This is a genomic window from Streptomyces sp. SKN60 (assembly GCF_026236535.1).
Lineage (GTDB): Bacteria > Actinomycetota > Actinomycetes > Streptomycetales > Streptomycetaceae > Streptomyces.
The window spans coordinates 205046-219757 of record NZ_JAHTMW010000005.1 but is presented as its reverse complement, the minus strand read 5'-3'; the positions used below and the strand labels follow the sequence as shown (position 1 = coordinate 219757).

General features: G+C 70.7%; 13 protein-coding genes. 2 read left to right on the top strand and 11 right to left on the bottom strand.

Annotated elements, in window-relative coordinates; all coding sequences use genetic code 11:
* Positions 1-219: 219 nt before the first annotated feature.
* Entirely contained in the window at positions 220-1422 is a 1203-nt protein-coding gene (locus KV205_RS10780) for an LPXTG cell wall anchor domain-containing protein (protein ID WP_265863921.1), read from the bottom strand.
* A gap of 372 nt (positions 1423-1794) precedes the next feature.
* Between KV205_RS10780 and fahA the strand changes: the two genes are divergently transcribed.
* Positions 1795-3024 carry a fumarylacetoacetase gene (gene fahA / locus KV205_RS10775; protein ID WP_265863920.1) on the top strand — a complete coding sequence of 410 codons (1230 nt, stop codon included), beginning with the start codon at positions 1795-1797 and terminating at the stop codon, positions 3022-3024.
* On the opposite strand, the gene KV205_RS10770 is transcribed toward fahA, so the two are convergent.
* From KV205_RS10770 to KV205_RS10760, 3 genes are all read right to left on the bottom strand, one after another.
* The gene (locus tag KV205_RS10770) at positions 3021-3479 is read right to left on the bottom strand and encodes a hypothetical protein (protein ID WP_265863919.1); all 459 of its coding nucleotides are present in this window, start codon (positions 3477-3479) and stop codon (positions 3021-3023) included. The genes fahA and KV205_RS10770 overlap by 4 nt on opposite strands.
* Positions 3480-3551: 72 nt before the next feature.
* Positions 3552-4406, bottom strand: a complete 855-nt coding sequence (locus KV205_RS10765; protein ID WP_374214656.1) for a carbohydrate-binding protein — start codon at positions 4404-4406, stop codon at positions 3552-3554.
* Positions 4407-4492: 86 nt separating this feature from the next.
* Positions 4493-5407, bottom strand: coding sequence for an AraC family transcriptional regulator (locus tag KV205_RS10760; protein WP_265863918.1), 915 nt, complete (start codon positions 5405-5407; stop codon positions 4493-4495).
* A 247-nt stretch (positions 5408-5654) separates the two neighbouring features.
* On the opposite strand from KV205_RS10760, the gene KV205_RS10755 reads away from it, so the two are divergent.
* On the top strand, positions 5655-6242 hold the full coding sequence (locus KV205_RS10755; protein ID WP_265863917.1) for a hypothetical protein: 588 nt from the start codon (positions 5655-5657) through the stop codon (positions 6240-6242).
* A gap of 57 nt (positions 6243-6299) precedes the next feature.
* On the opposite strand, the gene nuoN is transcribed toward KV205_RS10755, so the two are convergent.
* Genes nuoN through nuoH form a run of 7 tightly spaced genes read right to left on the bottom strand, consistent with a single transcriptional unit; the run spans position 6300 to position 14589 of the window.
* Entirely contained in the window at positions 6300-7961 is a 1662-nt protein-coding gene (nuoN, locus tag KV205_RS10750; RefSeq protein WP_265863916.1) for an NADH-quinone oxidoreductase subunit NuoN, read from the bottom strand.
* Positions 7958-9547 (bottom strand): NADH-quinone oxidoreductase subunit M, encoded by a 1590-nt coding sequence (locus tag KV205_RS10745; protein ID WP_265863915.1) that lies wholly within the window; start codon positions 9545-9547, stop codon positions 7958-7960. The genes nuoN and KV205_RS10745 overlap by 4 nt, the downstream gene beginning before the upstream one ends.
* Positions 9548-9552: 5 nt before the next feature.
* On the bottom strand, positions 9553-11454 hold the full coding sequence (gene nuoL, locus KV205_RS10740) for an NADH-quinone oxidoreductase subunit L (RefSeq protein ID WP_265863914.1): 1902 nt from the start codon (positions 11452-11454) through the stop codon (positions 9553-9555).
* 10 nt (positions 11455-11464) lie between these two features.
* Complete coding sequence (gene nuoK / locus KV205_RS10735) at positions 11465-11764, bottom strand: NADH-quinone oxidoreductase subunit NuoK (protein ID WP_265863913.1); 300 nt, start codon at positions 11762-11764, stop codon at positions 11465-11467.
* Positions 11761-12603 carry an NADH-quinone oxidoreductase subunit J gene (locus tag KV205_RS10730; protein WP_265863912.1) on the bottom strand — a complete coding sequence of 281 codons (843 nt, stop codon included), beginning with the start codon at positions 12601-12603 and terminating at the stop codon, positions 11761-11763. Before KV205_RS10730 ends, nuoK begins: the two co-directional genes overlap by 4 nt.
* Positions 12600-13196 carry an NADH-quinone oxidoreductase subunit NuoI gene (gene nuoI / locus KV205_RS10725; RefSeq protein WP_265864077.1) on the bottom strand — a complete coding sequence of 199 codons (597 nt, stop codon included), beginning with the start codon at positions 13194-13196 and terminating at the stop codon, positions 12600-12602. The genes KV205_RS10730 and nuoI overlap by 4 nt, the downstream gene beginning before the upstream one ends.
* Complete coding sequence (gene nuoH, locus KV205_RS10720) at positions 13171-14589, bottom strand: NADH-quinone oxidoreductase subunit NuoH (protein ID WP_265863911.1); 1419 nt, start codon at positions 14587-14589, stop codon at positions 13171-13173. Before nuoH ends, nuoI begins: the two co-directional genes overlap by 26 nt.
* Between the last annotated feature and the right edge of the window lie 123 nt (positions 14590-14712).

Below are 14712 nucleotides of genomic sequence, written 5' to 3'. Positions count from 1 at the left end.
ATCCTAGGCTCGAAAACGCCTCCGGCCAGCTGGAATTCACCGGGTCCCGGATGCCCTGACCGGCCGCCCGACCGGCAAGGCATGCGAATCCGGACAGTTGCCCACGAGGTCCGTACTTTGTCGGTGATTCATGTCACAGGATCCTCACAGCCATTCCCATGCACAGGAAAGGCCCGCATTCCGTGCGGAATGCGGGCCTCCCTCGCGAGCCGTGGAGCGTCAGGCGTCCGAACCGGCCTTACGGCGCCGGACGACGACCATCGCCCCGGCACCGAGCACCACGGCCGCACCGCCCGCGAGGGCGATCGGCATGGTGGCGGAGCCCGCACCGGTGGCGGCCAGCGTGCCGCCCGTGTGTGTCGTCACCGGAGTGGTGGACGAGCCGCCCTGCGCGGTGGTGTTGCCGTTGCCCTGGGCGGGCTTCGCGGGCTTGCCCGGCTTCGCGGCGCCCTTGGTGATCGTGAAGTCGGCCTCTCCTTCGCCGCCCCAGCCGCACGTGCCGTCCTCGGCGTCGTAGCCGACCGAGGCGGTAAGGGTCGCGAAAGCCTTCGGAGCCTTGGAGTTCACCGCCACGCGCACCTTGACGTCGGCCGTCGCGCCATTCTTGATCGGCTTCAGGAAGACGAGGCCGGAGTCCTCGTCCAGGTCCACCCACGGCGCACCGCCGACGGAGGCCTTGAGGTCGAACCACTCGTCGAGGTTGCCGCCCCCGGAGGCCACGTCGATCAGGTTGAGCAGGGCGTCCGGCTCCTCGACGGTGGCCCCGGTGCGGTTGGTGACGCGCAGCGAGAAGTCCCCGCTCGTGCCGGCGGCGATCTCCTTGGGACCGTCCAGATGGACGGTGAGCGTCTTGGAGACGTCCTCGCAGCCGTCGGGCTCCCCCGCCTCCTCGGCCTCCCTCAGCGCGTCCTTGGCCTCGTCGAGCTCCTTGGCAGCCTTCTTCTTGGCATCCTGGGCCTTCGTGAGCTCACCGAGGGCGGCCATCCGTGCGTCGTTCAGGGCCTTGAGCGCCTGCTTGGCGGCGGCGGCCTTGGTCTCGGCGGTGGTCTTGGCCGTGGCGGCCTCGGTCTCCGCGGCGGTGACGGCCTGGCGAGCGGCGGTCTTCTGCTCCTCCGTCGCTTCGGCGGGCAGGGCGGCCAGGTCCTTCTCGGCCTGCTCCAGCTTCGCGTCGGCGGCGGTCTTGGCGGCTGCGGCATCCTTGGAGGCCTTCTCGGCATCAGCGAAGGCGACCACCAGCGGGTGTTTGTCCCCGGCCAGTTCGTCAAGGGTGGCGGTGAGCTTGGCCGCGGCCACGACGGCGGCGTCGTACGCGGCCTGGGCCTTGGCCACCGCGAGCTTCAGCTTCTCGATATCCGTGTTCTGGTCCTGCGTCTGCGTGGCCGGCTTCTGGTCGGCGAAAGCCGGCGCTGCGGAAAGGAACACAACAGGCGTGGTGACTGCGGCGGCGACGGCCGTCGCCAGAATGCGGCGCAACTTCATGAGAGACCCCCGGGTCGAGCGATGAAGCGAACAAGGCGAAGAGAGTGCGGACGGGGCGCCTGCGGATACCTCACGCGGCGCGACATCGGCACGGTCGCATTGATCGTATGACCGTGAGAAAGCCCGGGAAGAGCCGGATTGGCAGGCGCACGACTGGCGCTATGTCGACACAGCGCCTTCACAGGCTCCATAAAGCACGCCAACCCGGACAGTTGCCCACGGAGGCCGCACTTTCTGTGTGACACATGTCATCAGCGCCTCGGCGCACGCCCCGTAACGTGTCCCCCACACACCTGGAAAGCGAGGCAAGCACCGATGCCCGAGCAGAGCCCGCTCGACCTGCCCGAGGGCGACCCCTTCGGCCCGCACAACCTTCCGTACGGCGTCTTCTCGACCGTCGACGAGCCGGACCGCCGGAGGGTCGGCGTCCGGATCGGCGGGTACGTGCTCGACGCCGGGGCCGCCGCGCACGCCCTCGGGTCGCCGTATGCCGCGCTGCTCGACCGGCCCAGCCTCAACCCGCTGCTCGCGGCCGGCCGCACCGCCTGGCGGGATGTGCGGCGGGCGCTCGTCGGGTGGGTCACCGTGCCGGCGCACCGGCCGGTCGTGGAGCCGCTGCTGCACCCGCTCGACGCGGTGACCCTGCACCTGCCGTACGAGGTTGCCGACTACGTCGACTTCTACGCGAGCGAGCACCACGCGACCAACGTCGGCAAGATGTTCCGCCCCGACGGCGACGCGCTCACCCCGAACTGGAAGCACCTGCCGATCGGCTACCACGGGCGCGCCGGCACCGTCGTCGTGTCGGGTACGGATGTCGTACGGCCCGCCGGGCAGCGCAAGACCCCGGCCGACCCGGCGCCCGTCTTCGGGCCCTCGGTGAAGCTGGACATCGAGGCGGAGGTCGGCTTCCTCGTCGGCACCCCGTCCACGCTCGGCACGCCCGTCCCGCTCGCCGAATTCCGCGAGCACGTCTTCGGCCTGACCCTGCTCAACGACTGGTCGGCGCGGGACATCCAGGCCTGGGAGTACGTGCCGCTCGGCCCGTTCCTCGGCAAGTCGTTCCAGACCTCGGTGTCGGCCTGGGTGACCCCCCTGGAGGCCCTGGACGCGGCCCGGGTCGCGCCGCCCGCGCGGGACTTCGCGCTCCAGCCGTACCTGGACGACTCCGCCGACGAGGAGCCGGGCGGCTTCGACCTGCGGATCAGCGTCGCCATCAACGGCGAGGTGGTGGCCGAGCCGCCGTTCGCCTCCATGTACTGGACGGCGGCCCAGCAGCTCGCCCACATGACCGTCAACGGCGCCTCGCTCCGTACCGGCGACCTCTACGGCTCCGGTACGGTCTCCGGCCCCGAGGTCGCCCAGCGCGGCTCGCTCCTCGAACTCACCTGGAACGGCCGCGACGCCCTCGACCTGCCCGACGGCAAGCGCACGTTCCTGGAGGACGGCGACGAGGTCACCCTGACCGCCTGGGCCCCCGGCCCGGACGGCACCCGCGTCGCCCTCGGCGAGGTCACCGGCCGGATCGTGCCGAACCCCGCCTAGGAAGCGGCTTCCGCCATGTGTGCCTCGCCCGTGAGGCACACATGGCACAGGCAGTGCTCCGGGTGCGGGCTGTACGGCGAGACGGCGGCCCGGTACCGGCGGGCGTACCGCTCCAGCGTCGCGGCCACCTCGCCCGCCGCCTCCGCCGTGCCGAAGCCGCCGCCGTACCGGTGCGCGGCGATGCGCTCAAGCACGCGCGGGCTGTGCACCTGCTTGGCCCGGAAGTCGAACAGATGGCGCGTCGCCAGATCGAGGACGATCCACCGGCTCGTGTGGCGCTCACGGCCGAGCGCCGTGAGCCGCTCGCCCCCGGGCCCCCAGTAGGCCCGGAGGACGTACACCTTCGCCCCGCCGCGGAACGCCTTCGTGCCGTTGCGCAGCTCCTGGCCGCCCTCGCCACACCGGCGCCAGGTCACCACGTTCGCGGCCACCAGCCACATCGGTTCCATCGTCATCCGCCCACCCCCTGTTCTCCGCGACAGCGTAGGGCGGACTCCCTGGACGTACGACGGGTTGACCGCGTCCCCTCACACCGCCCGCCACAGCGCCGGGACGGCCGGCGGCTCCCAGCCCGGCTGGGCCGTGTGCGCCTGGAGGCAGACATAGCCCCGCCCGGCGTACGTGACGGCGTCCCCGGCCCGGTACGCGGTGCCGACCGCCCACGTTCCGCCCGGGGCCGTCGAGGTCGGCGTGGGGGTCGGGGTGGGGCCCGGGTCCTGGGGGACGTCGAGGACGAAGTCGAAGGCCGCCTCCTTGCCGCCGCCGCCCGCGTCCCGCACGCTCATCAGGAGCCGCGCGTCGAAGATCGAGTCGGTGTTGTTGCGGGGCTCGCCCGGGAAGTACAGCTGGGTGGTGAGGATCGGGCGGCCCGGCGCCTGCACCTTGACGTGGATGTGCCGGGTGCGGCCGGGATAGAGGCCCGGCACGATCGTGGTGAGCGCGAAGGCGCCGTCCGCGCCGGTGAACTGGTGGCCGCGGAAGCGGAATCCGGTGTTGTCGTAGGCGCCGTTGGTGTCCGCCTGCCAGAAGTCGAGCAGCGCCCCGGAGATCGGCCGGCAGGCCCGCCCGAAGACATAGCCGCTGAGCGTGAGCCGCACGCCCGCCGTGCCCGGCTCCAACAGGCTCGTGCGCAGTGGGGAGTTGGGCTTGAAGTAGGGGCCCTCGATCTGCGCGACGGTCGGTTCGTCGCCGTCGTCGCACGCGGGCGTCAGCGGCACGGTGCCCGTGCCGTCGGTGAGCGTGCGGGCGAGCGCCGGGACGCCCATGAGCACCGCGGGCGCGGCCATGCCGGCGGCGAGTGCGGCGCGCAGCACGGTCTTGCGGGTGACGTGTCCGGTACTGGTCTCGCGGTCCATGCGGTCCACGCGGTCCTTGCGGTCCATGCCTGCTCCTCCTGTGGGGGGATCGAGCGGTCGACCAGAAACCTAGGCGCGGGACACGGGCCGCTTCGATGGACGGAGCGCGGTGGTCATGGTGCTTTCTTCCGGAAGTCGCCGGGGCTCATGCCGGTCTCCCGGCGGAAGAAGCGGCAGAAGTACGCGGGGTCCTCGAAGCCGGTCCGCGCCGCGATCTGCCGTACCGTCAGTTCGGTACGGGCGAGCAGGCGTTGGGCCTCCCGGGTGCGGGCCTCGCGGAGCAGCCCGGCCGGGGTGCGGCCGACGGCCGCCCGTACCGCCTCGGTGAGATAGCCGGGCGTGACGCCGATCCGCTCGGCGCAGTCCCGGACCGAGCGCGGTACGTCCGCCCCGCCGTCCTGTCCGGTACGGGCGATCAGCCGGGCGAACTCCTCGGCGACGGCCGCGGGCCGCCCGGGCGGGGCGGGCGCCGGCGGAGCGTCCACCGGGCCGCCGAGCCGGGCCGTGCGCACCAGCAGGACGTGGAGCAGCGAGCGCAGCACGGTCGCGAACCCGGCGTCCCCGTGCCCGTACTCCTCCCTCAGCTCGGCGATCAGGCGTCCGGTGCGGGTGTGCGCGGCCGGGTCGAGGCGGAGCCAGGGGCGTTCGCCGATGCGGCGCAGGAGGTCCCGGTCGCCGGGGTGGTCGACGAGGAACTCGGGGGTGAAGAGGACGACGGAGCCGTCGAGGCCGTGGACGTCCTCCCAGTGGTGCAGCTGCCCGGGCAGGATCAGGCCGAGCTGCGGCGGGCGGAGCTCCCAGCGGTTCAGGTCGACCACATGGGTGCCGGTGCCGTGGGTGACGTGCACGATCTCGTAGAAGGTGTGCCGGTGCGGGAACGCGGCCCGGGACATCGGGCCGATGGTGTCGAAGCTGCCGACGGCGAAGGGCACGTCCTCGGGCAGCCGCACCTCCAGCCGGTGCACGGGCGGTTCGCCGCGCCGGGACGCGGTGCAGGGGCTGTCGGGCAACGCGGTGGTGCCGCGCATCGTGCGGCCTCCCTCTCCTCGGCGGGGTCGAGTCGACGCGGTCGAGCAACAGAGCCGAGCCCAATGGTCGAGACCAATCCGGGCGGTTACTCACGATGACACGGTGACCCCCAATGGGTCACCCCCGCGTGCGGCCTCCCCGGCCCGCGGGTGAGGCTGCAGGGGACGGCGGGCGCCGGGGAGAGCAGCCCGCCCGCGTCAGGCGGCCCGATCGGGCACGCCCACCCCTCCCGAGGAGCAGACACACATGTCCGCACGACCCCGCCCCCTCATGGCCGCGCTCGCGCTGGCCGCCGCGACCTCGCTGGCCCTGGGGGCCGCCCCGGCCGTCTCGGCCGCCGCACCCGTGGCGAAGGCGAAGGACCCGAAGGGCCACGACTTCCCGCACCCGGACCTGAAGAAGACGTACGAGGCCACCAAGAAGTACAAGTCCGAGCAGGCCGCCATCGACGACGGCTACCTGCGCACCGACGACTGCGTGGAGGACCCGGAGCTCGGCGGCATGGGCTACCACTACGTGAAGCCCGCGAACCTCGGCTCCACCGACCCGACCCGGCCCGCCGCCATCCTGTACGCGCCGGACCACAAGACCGGCAAGCGCGAGCTGGTCGCCGTCGAGTGGGTCGTCCCCAACACGGGCCAGCCCGTGCCGCGGATCTTCGACCGGAACTTCGACGGGCCCTTCGACTTCCCGCCGGTCGGCCCCCACTACTCGCTGCACGCCTGGATCTTCAAGAAGAACCCGAAGGGCGTCTTCACCCCGTACAACCCGCGCGTGCACTGCACCCCGTGCACGGAGGACAAGCAGCAGTCCGAGCACAAGCAGAAGCCGTAGCGCGTACGCCGAAGGGCCCGGCCCCCACACGGGAGACCGGGCCCTTCGCCGTACCGATCAGCGCACGAACACGCTCGCCTGGCTCGCCAGGTCCAGGAAGTACTGCGGCGCGAAGCCGAGCACGAGCGTCACGACCACACCGGCCGCGATCGCCACCGAGGTGAGTCCGGAGGGCACGGCGACCGTGGGGCCGTCCGCCTTCGGCTCGCTGAAGAACATCAGCACGATCACCCGGATGTAGAAGAACGCGGCGACCGCCGAGGAGATCACACCGATCACGACGAGCCCGCCCGCGCCGCCGTCCGCCGCCGCCTTGAAGACCGCGAACTTGCCGGAGAAGCCGGAGGTCAGCGGGATGCCGGCGAAGGCGAGCAGGAAGACCGCGAAGACCGCGGCGACGAGCGGCGAACGGCGCCCGAGTCCGGCCCACTTGGACAGGTGGGTGGCCTCGCCGCCCGCGTCCCGCACCAGGGTGACGACGGCGAAGGCGCCGATCGTCACGAAGGTGTAGGCGCCCAGGTAGAACAGGACCGAGGAGACGCCGCTGGGCGTGGCCGCGATGACACCGGCCAGGAGGAAGCCGGCGTGCGCGATCGACGAGTAGGCGAGCAGCCGCTTGATGTCGGTCTGCGTGATGGCGACGATCGCACCGCCCAGCATGGTGACGATGGCGACGCCCCACATGACCGGCCGCCAGTCCCAGGTGAGGCCCGGCAGCACCACGTACAGCAGGCGCAGCAGCGCGCCGAACGCGGCGACCTTGGTGGCCGCGGCCATGAAGCCGGTGACCGGGGTCGGGGCGCCCTGGTAGACGTCCGGGGTCCACATGTGGAACGGGACGGCGCCGACCTTGAAGAGCAGGCCCATGAGCACCATGGCGAAGCCGATGAGCAGCAGCACGTCGTTGCCCATGGTGCCGGCGAGCGCCGGGTCGATCGCGGGGACGGCGCCGCTGACGACGTCCGCGATCGTGGCGTACGAGACGGAGCCCGCGTAGCCGTAGAGCAGGGCGATGCCGAACAGCAGGAACGCCGAGGAGAAGGCGCCGAGCAGGAAGTACTTGACCGCGGACTCCTGCGACATCAGCCGCTTGCGACGGGCGACGGCACACAGCAGGTAGAGCGGCAGCGAGAAGACTTCCAGGGCGATGAAGAGGGTCAGCAGGTCGTTGGCGGCCGGGAAGACCAGCATGCCGGTGACCGCGAACAGGAGCAGCGGGAAGACCTCGGTGGTGGTGAAGCCGGCCTTCACGGCCGCCTTCTCCTGCTCGCTGCCGGGTACGGCGGCGGCCTCGGCGGCGAAGGAGTCGACCCGGTGGCCGTGGTCGGCCGGATCGAGCCTGCGCTCGGCGAAGGTGAGCACCGCCAGGACGGCGGCGAGCAGGATGGTGCCCTGAAGGAACAGGGCGGGTCCGTCGACGGCGACGGCGCCCATGGCCGCGATGTGGGCCTTGGTGGAGCCGTAGCCGCCGGCGGCGAGGCCGACGACGGCCGCGAAGGCGGCGGCGAGCGCGAGGACGCTCAGGAACACCTGGGCGAAGTAGCGGCCCTTGCGCGGCACGAAGGCCTCGACGAGGACGCTGAGCACGGCGGCGCCGACCACGATGAGGACGGGTGCCAGCTGGGTGTACTCGATGTGGGGTGCCGGGATCTTGTCGATCGGCCCGGCGGCCGTCGTCCACAGGGTGTGGACAGCGGGTGCGACGGCGGATGCGCTCACTTGGCCGCCTCCACTTCAGGCTCGGGGTCCGTCTGCTGGACATCGGACATGGTGTGCTGGACCGCCGGGTTGACGACGTCCGTCAGCGGCTTGGGGAAGACCCCGAGGAAGATCAGCACCGCGATCAGCGGGGCGACCACCGCGAGCTCGCGGACCCGCAGGTCCGGCATGGACCGGGTCTCCTCCTTCACCGGGCCGGTCATCGTCCGCTGGTAGAGGACGAGGACGTAGAGCGCGGCGAGGACGATGCCGGTGGTGGCGATGATGCCGGCCACCGGGTAGCGGGAGTACGTGCCGACCAGGACCAGGAACTCGCTGACGAACGGGGCGAGTCCGGGCAGCGACAGGGTCGCCAGACCGCCGATCAGGAAGGTGCCGGCCAGGATCGGCGCGGCCTTCTGCACACCGCCGTAGTCGGCGATGAGCCGCGAGCCGCGCCGGGAGATCAGGAAGCCGGCGACCAGCATCAGGGCGGCGGTCGAGATGCCGTGGTTGACCATGTAGAGCGTGGCGCCGGACTGGCCCTGGCTGGTCATCGCGAAGATGCCCATGATGATGAAGCCGAAGTGGGAGATCGACGCGTAGGCCACCAGGCGCTTGATGTCACGCTGGCCGACGGCGAGCAGCGCCCCGTACACGATGCTGATCAGCGCCAGGGCGACGATCACCGGGGTGGCCCACTTCGACGCATCCGGGAAGAGCCCGAGGCAGTAGCGGAGCATCGCGAAGGTGCCGACCTTGTCGACCACCGCCGTGATGAGGACGGCGACCGGGGCGGTGGACTCCCCCATCGCGTTGGGCAGCCAGGTGTGCAGCGGCCACAGCGGCGCCTTCACCGCGAAGGCGAAGAAGAAGCCGAGGAACAGCCAGCGCTCGGTGCTGGTCGCCATCTCCAGGCTGCCGTTGGCGCGCGCCTCGGCGATCTCCGTGAGGGAGAAGTTGCCGGCGACGACGTAGAGCCCGATGACGGCGGCCAGCATGATGAGCCCGCCGACCAGGTTGTAGAGCAGGAACTTGACCGCCGCGTACGAGCGCTGGGCCGCCGCGTTCTCGTCGGTGCCGCTGTGCGCGCGGTCGCCGAAGCCGCCGATGAGGAAGTACATCGGGATGAGCATGGCTTCGAACAGGATGTAGAAGAGGAAGACGTCGGTGGCCTCGAAGGAGAGGATCACCATCGCCTCGACCATGAGGATCAGGGCGAAGAAGCCCTGGGTGGGCCGCCACCGCTTGGACGCGGTCTCCAGGGGGTCGGCGTCGTGCCAGCCGGCGAGCACGATGAACGGGATGAGCAGCGCGGTGAGCCCGATGAGGGCCACCCCGATGCCGTCCACGCCGAGCTCGTAGCGCACGCCGAAGTCCTTGATCCAGGCGTGCGACTCGACCAGCTGGTAGCGGTCGCCGCCCGGCTCGAAGCGGACGAAGACGACCGCGGCGAGCGCGAGGGTGACGAGCGAGATCAGCAGCGCCAGCCACTTGGCGGCGGTGCGGCGGGCCGCCGGGACGGCCGCGGTGAGCACCGCGCCGACCGCCGGCACGGCCGCCGTGACCGTCAGGAGCGGGAAGCCCGCGTTGACCACTTGGGACATGGCAGTCACACCGCCCTCATCAGCAGGGTCGCGGCGATGAGCACGGCCGTGCCTCCGAACATGGAGACCGCGTACGACCGGGCGTAGCCGTTCTGGAGTTTGCGCAGCCGGCCGGAGAGTCCGCCGACGGAGGCCGCGGTGCCGTTGACCACGCCGTCGACGAGGCTGTGGTCGACATAGACCAGGGAGCGGGTCAGGTGGGTGCCGCCGCGGACGAAGACGACGTGGTTGAAGTCGTCCTGGAGCAGGTCGCGGCGGGCGGCCCGGGTGAGCAGGGAGCCGCGCGGGGCGACGACCGGCACCGGGCGGCGCCCGTACTGCAGCCAGGCGAGTCCGACGCCGAGGAGCATGACGACGACGGTGGAGGCGGTGATCGCCCCGGCGCTGATCGGCGGGTGCCCGTGCTCGAAGGAGGTGACCGGCTCCAGCCAGGTGACGAAGCGGTCGCCGATGCCGAAGAAGCCGCCCGCGAACACCGAGCCGACGGCCAGCAGGATCATCGGGATCGTCATCACCTTGGGCGACTCGTGCGGGTGCGGCAGCTCGCCGTTGGCGTCGGGCTGCCAGCGCTTCTCGCCGAAGAAGGTCATCAGCATCACGCGGGTCATGTAGTACGCGGTGATGGCGGCGCCCAGGAGGGCGCAGGCGCCGAGGATCCAGCCCTCGGCGCCGCCCTTGGCGAAGGCCGCCTCGATGATCTTGTCCTTGGAGAAGAAGCCGGACAGGCCAGGGAAGCCGATGATCGCGAGGTAGCCGAGGCCGAAGGTGGCGAAGGTGACCGGCATGTACTTCCGCAGGCCGCCGTAGTGCCGCATGTCGACCTCGTCGTTCATGCCGTGCATGACCGAACCGGCGCCGAGGAACAGCCCGGCCTTGAAGAAGCCGTGGGTCACCAGGTGCATGATCGCGAAGGCGTAGCCGATGGGGCCGAGGCCGGCCGCCAGGACCATGTAGCCGATCTGCGACATCGTCGAGCCGGCCAGCGCCTTCTTGATGTCGTCCTTCGCGCAACCGACGATCGCACCGAAGAGGAGCGTGACGGCGCCGACGACGGTGACGACGAGCTGGGCGTCCGGCGCCGCGTTGAAGATGTCGGCGGAGCGGACGATCAGATAGACACCGGCGGTCACCATGGTCGCGGCGTGGATGAGGGCGGAGACCGGGGTCGGGCCCTCCATCGCGTCGCCGAGCCAGGACTGCAGCGGCACCTGGGCGGACTTGCCGCAGGCGGCGAGCAGCAGCATCAGCGCGACGGCGGTCAGCTTGCCCTCGCTCGCCCCGCCGTCGGCCGCGGACTGCAGGACCGGGCCGAAGGCGAAGGTGCCGAAGGTGGTGAACATCAGCATGATCGCGATCGACAGGCCCATGTCGCCGACCCGGTTGACCAGGAAGGCCTTCTTGGCGGCGGTGGCCGCGCTGGGCTTGTGCTGCCAGAAGCCGATCAGGAGGTACGAGGCGAGGCCGACGCCCTCCCAGCCGAAGTAGAGCAGCAGGTAGTTGTCGGCGAGGACCAGCAGCAGCATCGCCGCGACGAACAGGTTGAGGTAGCCGAAGAAGCGGCGCCGGCGCTCGTCGTGCTCCATGTACCCGACCGAGTACAGGTGGATGAGCGTGCCGACTCCGGTGATGAGCAGCACGAAGGTCATCGAGAGCTGGTCGAGCTGGAAGGCGATGTCCGCCTGGAAGCCCTCGACGGGGATCCAGGTGTACAGGTTCTGGTACAGGGTCCGGTCGTCGGCGCTCTTGGAGAGCATGTCGGCGAAGAGGACCAGGCCGATCACGAAGGACGCGCCGGCGAGCAGGGTGCCGAGCCAGTGCCCGGCCTTGTCGAGCCGCCGTCCGCCGCACAGCAGGACCGCCGCTCCGAGCAGGGGCGCCGCGACGAGCAGCGCGATGAGGTTGTCCACGGTCAGCCCCTCACAGCTTCATCAGACTGGCGTCGTCGACCGAGGCCGAGTGACGGGCACGGAAGACGGACACGATGATCGCGAGTCCGACGACGACCTCCGCGGCGGCCACGACCATCGTGAAGAAGGCGATGACCTGGCCGTCGAGGTTGCCGTGCATTCGGGAGAAGGTGACGAGCGCGAGGTTGCAGGCGTTGAGCATCAGCTCGACGCACATGAAGAGCACGATCGCGTTGCGCCGGATGAGCACCCCGGTGGCACCGATGGTGAACAGCAGTGCGGCGAGGTACAGGTAGTTGACGGGGTTCACCGCGAGGCCTCCTCTCCGTCACGGGCCTTCCGCCCCAGGCGCTCCGCGGAGCGCTGCTCCAGGGCCTTGAGGTCGGCGAGGGCCTCGCCGGACACGTCGCGGATCTGGCCCCGCTTGCGCAGGGTGGAGATCACGGTCAGCTCGGCGGGGGTGCCGTCGGGCAGCAGGCCGGCGATGTCCACCGCGTTGTGCCGGGCGTAGACGCCGGGTGCGGGGAGCGGCGGCAGGTGCTTGCCGTCCCGGACCCGCTGCTCGGCCAGCTCGCGCTGGGTGCGGGCGCGTTCGGTGCGCTCGCGGTGGGTGAGCACCATCGCGCCGACGGCGGCGGTGATGAGCAGGGCGCCGGTGATCTCGAAGGCGAAGACGTACTTGGTGAAGACGAGGGCGGCGAGACCCTCGACGTTTCCGCCGTAGGCCCCGTTGGCCGCGCCGAGCCCGTTGAACTCCTTCAGGGCGGCGTTGCCGATGCCGGCGGCCAGCAGGACGCCGAAGCCGAGGGCGCAGGCGGCGGCCCACCAGCGCTGTCCCTTGATGGTCTCCTTCACGGAGTCGGCGGCGGTGACGCCGACGAGCATGACCACGAAGAGGAACAGCATCATGATCGCGCCGGTGTAGACGACGATCTGCACGATGCCCAGGAAGTAGGCGCCGTTGGCTAGGTAGAACACCGCCAGGACGATCATGGTGCCGGCGAGGCAGAGCGCCGAGTGGACGGCCTTGCGCATCAGGATCGTGCACAGCGCGCCGATGACGGCGACGGCGCCGAGCACCCAGAACTGGAAGGCCTCGCCGGAGGACGTCGTGTAGGCGGCGAGGGTGTTCGCGGCGAGCGCGCTCATGCGTCCACCTCCTCCGGTTCGCCCTTCTCCCCCTTGGAGACGGCGACCTGACGGACGGTCCCGGGCGCGGCCTCGGTGACCAGGCCCCGGTAGTAGTCCTGCTCGTCGGTGCCGGGGTAGATGGCGTGCGGGCTGTCGACCATGCCCTCTTCCAGGCCCGCGAGGAGCTGCTCCTTGGTGAAGATCAGGTTCTCGCGGGAGGAGTCGGCCAGCTCGAACTCGTTGGTCATCGTGAGCGCCCGGGTGGGGCAGGCCTCGATGCAGAGTCCGCACAGGATGCAGCGGGCGTAGTTGATCTGGTACACCCGCCCGTACCGCTCGCCCGGCGAGTAGCGCTCCTCGTCGGTGTTGTCCGCGCCCTCCACGTAGATGGCGTCGGCCGGGCAGGCCCAGGCGCACAACTCGCAGCCGACGCACTTCTCCAGACCGTCGGGGTGACGGTTGAGCTGGTGCCGGCCGTGGAAGCGGGGCGCCGTCGTCTTCTGCTGCTCCGGGTACTGCTCGGTCAGCCGCTTCTTGAACATGGCCTTGAAGGTCACGCCGAAACCGGCCACCGGATTCTGGAAATCAGACACCGTCCGTCCCCCTTTCATCACTCTCGGTAGCAGTATCGGGGCCGCCACTGACAATCAGCTCCCGCTCGCCGCGGGACCGGCGCCGCGGTACGGGCGGCAGGGACTGTCCGGGCTTGGGCGGTACGGGGAAGCCGCCCGCCATCGGGTCGAACTCGCGGGCTTCGGCGGCCGAAGGGGCCTGCCCCTCGGCGCCCTTGGCGCCCTTGGCGCCCTTGCCCTTCCGGTCGCGGAACACGTCCGCCAGGAAGGACAGCAGCAGCACCGCGAGCACGGCTCCGGCGACGTACAGCACGATCGTCTGGAAGCCGTAGTTCTCGTTGCGCAGCGCCCGGACGGTGGCGACCAGCATCAGCCAGACCACCGAGACCGGGATGAGCACCTTCCAGCCGAGCTTCATCAGCTGGTCGTAGCGGACGCGGGGCAGCGTGCCGCGCAGCCAGATGAAGAAGAACAGCAGCAGCTGGACCTTGAGGACGAACCAGAGCATCGGCCACCAGCCGTGGTTGGCGCCCTCCCAGAATCCGGAGATCGGCCACGGGGCGCGCCAGCCGCCCAGGAAGAGGGTGGTGGAGACGGCGGAGACGGTCACCATGTTCACGTACTCGGCGAGCATGAACAGCGCGAACTTGATGGACGAGTACTCGGTGTTGAAGCCGCCGACGAGGTCGCCCTCGGACTCCGGCATGTCGAAGGGGGCGCGGTTGGTCTCGCCCACCATGGTGACGATGTAGATGATGAAGGAGACCGGCAGCAGGATGATGTACCAGCGGTCGGCCTGCGCCTCCACGATCGCCGAGGTCGACATGGACCCGGAGTAGAGGAAGACGGAGGCGAAGGCGGCGCCCATGGCGATCTCGTACGAGATCATCTGCGCGGCCGAGCGCAGTCCGCCGAGCAGCGGGTAGGTCGAGCCGGAGGACCAGCCGGCGAGCACGATGCCGTAGATGCCGACGGAGGCGACCGCGAGGACGTACAGCATCGCGATCGGCAGGTCGGTGAGCTGCATCGTGGTGCGCTGGCCGAAGATCGAGACCTCGTTGCCGGCCGGGCCGAACGGGATCACCGCGATCGCCATGAAGGCCGGGATGGCCGCGACGACCGGGGCGAGCACGTAGACGACCTTGTCGGCCCGCTTGACGATCACGTCCTCCTTCAGCATCAGCTTGACGCCGTCCGCGAGGGACTGGAGGAGGCCCCAGGGGCCGTGCCGGTTGGGGCCGATGCGCAGCTGCATCCAGGCGACGACCTTGCGCTCCCACACGATGGAGAAGAGCACCGTCACCATGAGGAACGCGAAGCAGAAGACTGCCTTGATCGCGACGAGCCACCAGGGGTCCGTGCCGAACAGGGAGAGGTCTTCCGCGGCGAGGACGCTGCGCTGTGCGTCCGCGAGTGGAGCGAGGGCGGTCATGCGCGCACCTCCCGTGCGGGGGCGGCCAGGGCGTCGCCCGGCCGGACGGGGTGGATTCGGGGACCCGGCCCCGCGGGCCACCGGCCCGCGACGGCCAGGGCTGCGCCCGGCCGGGCGAGGTGC